Annotated in this window: 4 protein-coding genes; all 4 read right to left on the bottom strand. The window is 62.9% G+C overall.

From position 1 onward, the window contains the following. Positions 1–143: 143 nt before the first annotated feature. Positions 144–491, bottom strand: a complete 348-nt coding sequence (locus Q8K99_14925) for a type II toxin-antitoxin system PemK/MazF family toxin (GenBank protein ID MDP2183840.1) — start codon at positions 489–491, stop codon at positions 144–146. Further along, positions 485–748, bottom strand: coding sequence for a hypothetical protein (locus Q8K99_14920; GenBank protein ID MDP2183839.1), 264 nt, complete (start codon positions 746–748; stop codon positions 485–487). The genes Q8K99_14925 and Q8K99_14920 overlap by 7 nt, the downstream gene beginning before the upstream one ends. 123 nt (positions 749–871) lie before the next feature. Beyond that, positions 872–1,921 carry a GSU2403 family nucleotidyltransferase fold protein gene (locus tag Q8K99_14915; GenBank protein MDP2183838.1) on the bottom strand — a complete coding sequence of 350 codons (1,050 nt, stop codon included), beginning with the start codon at positions 1,919–1,921 and terminating at the stop codon, positions 872–874. Positions 1,922–2,017: 96 nt separating this feature from the next. Then, the gene (locus Q8K99_14910) at positions 2,018–2,395 is read right to left on the bottom strand and encodes an SdpI family protein (GenBank protein ID MDP2183837.1); all 378 of its coding nucleotides are present in this window, start codon (positions 2,393–2,395) and stop codon (positions 2,018–2,020) included. Positions 2,396–2,605 lie beyond the last annotated feature (210 nt).

The raw sequence follows: 2,605 nt of genomic DNA, 5'->3' as shown, positions 1-2,605 counted from the left end.
TCAGGGTCTCAGACGCCCAACTGGCGACAGTCAACCTCACCCGAGATGAGTTCCATCCCGAATGGAACTATGTGATCCATCCCCGCAACCGCTCAGTTGTTGTTTGACGCTTCCTTAGTCATACCACCACGCACCAACCGCGCTCAATACATCCCCAAAGACGCCCGTACCGCGGCTTCCACCCGAGCCATCGCATCGCGGTCGAGCGCCGCCATCGGCTCACCTGACAAGCGCGTCTTGTCGATCGTGCGCACCTGTCCGCAGTGAATCCATGATTCCTCGGCGCCCGGTATGCCCGTCACGTGCGCCAGGAAGGGATAGGGTCTTCGCGGAGCGCGTCGGGTCAGCGGTGCAACGATCGTGGTCGGCGCGAGCCGGTTGCCGATATCATTCTGCACGATCAGAACCGGACGACGGCCGCCTTGCTCGCTGCCCTCAACCGGATCGAGCCTCACCCAGTAGACCTCGCCTCGAAGTGGAGTCCTTACCATCCGTCGGGCTCCAGCCCGTCAGCACGAGTGCCGTCCCAGGCGACTGCTTCCGCCGCATCGTGCGCCTGCATGTCAACATAGCCCTCCGCGAGATTCTCCTCGAAGCGCTTCCGTTCAAGATCGGCGATGGCCTCCAGCACGATCTCGGTCTTGGTCACCCCGCGGGCAGTCGACTCGCGGGCAAGAAACTCGTGCATCTCGATCGGAAGCCGGAACTGCGCCGGCTTCGTCCCATATCCCACTCGTTCTTCTGACATGTCCGCTCCGTACGTGTGTGATGTATATACCTCATGTATTGTATGATTCGCGTCCGACATCTTCAAGTCGTGACAGGAACGATCCCACCGGTTCGGAGCCGCCATCTTACCCGCGCTCCTGCCTCACAATCCCAAAGCGATCGAGACACGCTTCGCCACGTCACCGTCGATGCGTGCCATCGCCTCCATCCCCTGCGTCGTCCGCCTGACCCACCCGGCCCCGCAGCCCGCAATCGCTTCCCAGGCGCGCGCCAGGTCACCGGGCCGCTCCTCGGCAAGAATCGAGAACACCTGCGTCGCCTGCAGCAGATCCTTGTCCCGCTTGGCATGCATTGCGACAGGACGAGCACCCGAGACGATGAGCTTATGGAAGGCGAACCTGGCTGGATCGGGCACGCTGACTAGCACGCCGCCGCCGTCTATGACCGCCGCACGCACGGATTCCTCGAGGATGTAGCCGAGGAAGCGCAGCGGTTTGGCGGTCGCCTGCAAGCGAGGGATCTTCACCGGCTGCGACTGGTTGCCGTGGCCTGGGGTCAGGAGGTCTACACGTAGGCCCTGGCCGCGTACCTTGAAGGACGTTGACGAGTGCTTCCGGTCGAGAGCAGGAACAGGAAGGAAGCCCATTCCGAGGCTGTCGAGCACTCCGGGCACATCGGTCTGCATGTCAGGGACGGCGATTCCCACGGTCGGCTCGGCCGCGATGTCGATGTCCTGGGTCTTGAGTCCCGCGCCATCCCAGGTAACACCCAGGAGATTGCCCAGCACGGCGAAGGCGTGAGTTCCGACCAGCACACCACCGAGGCCGAAGACCCCTGCATCAGACAATGCCTCCAGAACGCGGGCGGTCGCCGCATCCGTCACCTGCGCTCCGCCCACGCGAAGCAGAGAGCAAAGGCGCTCAATGGAAGTCCGGTCCTCGGCGATGTCGACGCGTTCCGACTGGAAGCGCTCGACCACAGCGTCGAGCGCTGCGTCCTTCTTCCCGAGATAGACCTGACGCTTGGTCCCGCCGGGCACGGAGTGCTGAAAGTAGTAGTACGTCTCGCCCTTGACGATCTTCGTGACGAAGGTGCCCTTCGCACGACCGATCGTTCGCTGTGTCTCGAGTGACATCAGGCGTTCGATCAGCTCGGCGTAGAGAGTCTGCACTTCGAGCGGCTGCTTGTTCACGTCACTGCTCCTCCGGTGAGGTTATACGCAGTGTAGTTCACTTCTGCGTATAACTGCAAGCCGCTAACCCCCCGGCGCGTGCCCCGAACGCTCCACCTACTCCGCCGCCGGCGGCCTACCCATATCCTCGGGGTGGCGCTTCTTGTACTCGAGGAACGAGTACACGTAGAGCACCGGCAGCATCGCAAGCACAGGTGCCAGCAGCATCACGAATCCCCAGGGCTGCGGCAGCGCGACGCCGATGATGGCAAGCGCGCCCGCGAGCATGAACATCGACGCTCCGAGCCGGTTCGACTTGCGCCACACGACGTCATCCAGCACGGTCCACGAGAAGCGAACGCCCATCGTCCAGTTCTGCTTGACGGTGGTCATGAAGTTGCCAAGGACGATGAACATGAGGCCGACCGAGACCAGCGTGATCCGGTCGACCGGCAGCGAGTGGTTGAAGCTCGCCGCCAGGTCGGCTGTGTACATCACCCTCCCGCCGACTAGCTCCTCTGTCGCACTGCCTCAGCCGAAACCGCAACACCCTCTGGAACTCGGGCTGGAACTCGGCACGCAGGCTGCTTAGGACTCGTCACGAAACAACTGACCCGATTCGAGGTTCGGATGGGGCGATGGCGTAGTTCCACTCCCCGTGGAAGGCATCCCGCTGCAGATTCACGGCGGCAAGCTCCTCGTCAC

The organism is Actinomycetota bacterium (assembly GCA_030682655.1).
Classification (GTDB): Bacteria; Actinomycetota; Coriobacteriia; order Anaerosomatales; family JAUXNU01; genus JAUXNU01.
Note: the sequence above shows the minus strand (reverse complement) of the source record. Positions and strands in the feature narration are given on the sequence as shown.

What these genes read in the sequence shown, in the direction of transcription:
- Q8K99_14925 (MDP2183840.1), bottom strand. Translation starts at nt 491, where the DNA reads ATGGTAAGGACTCCACTTCGAGGCGAGGTCTACTGGGTGAGGCTCGAT.
- Q8K99_14920 (MDP2183839.1), bottom strand. Translation starts at nt 748, where the DNA reads ATGTCAGAAGAACGAGTGGGATATGGGACGAAGCCGGCGCAGTTCCGG.
- Q8K99_14910 (MDP2183837.1), bottom strand. Translation starts at nt 2,395, where the DNA reads ATGTACACAGCCGACCTGGCGGCGAGCTTCAACCACTCGCTGCCGGTC.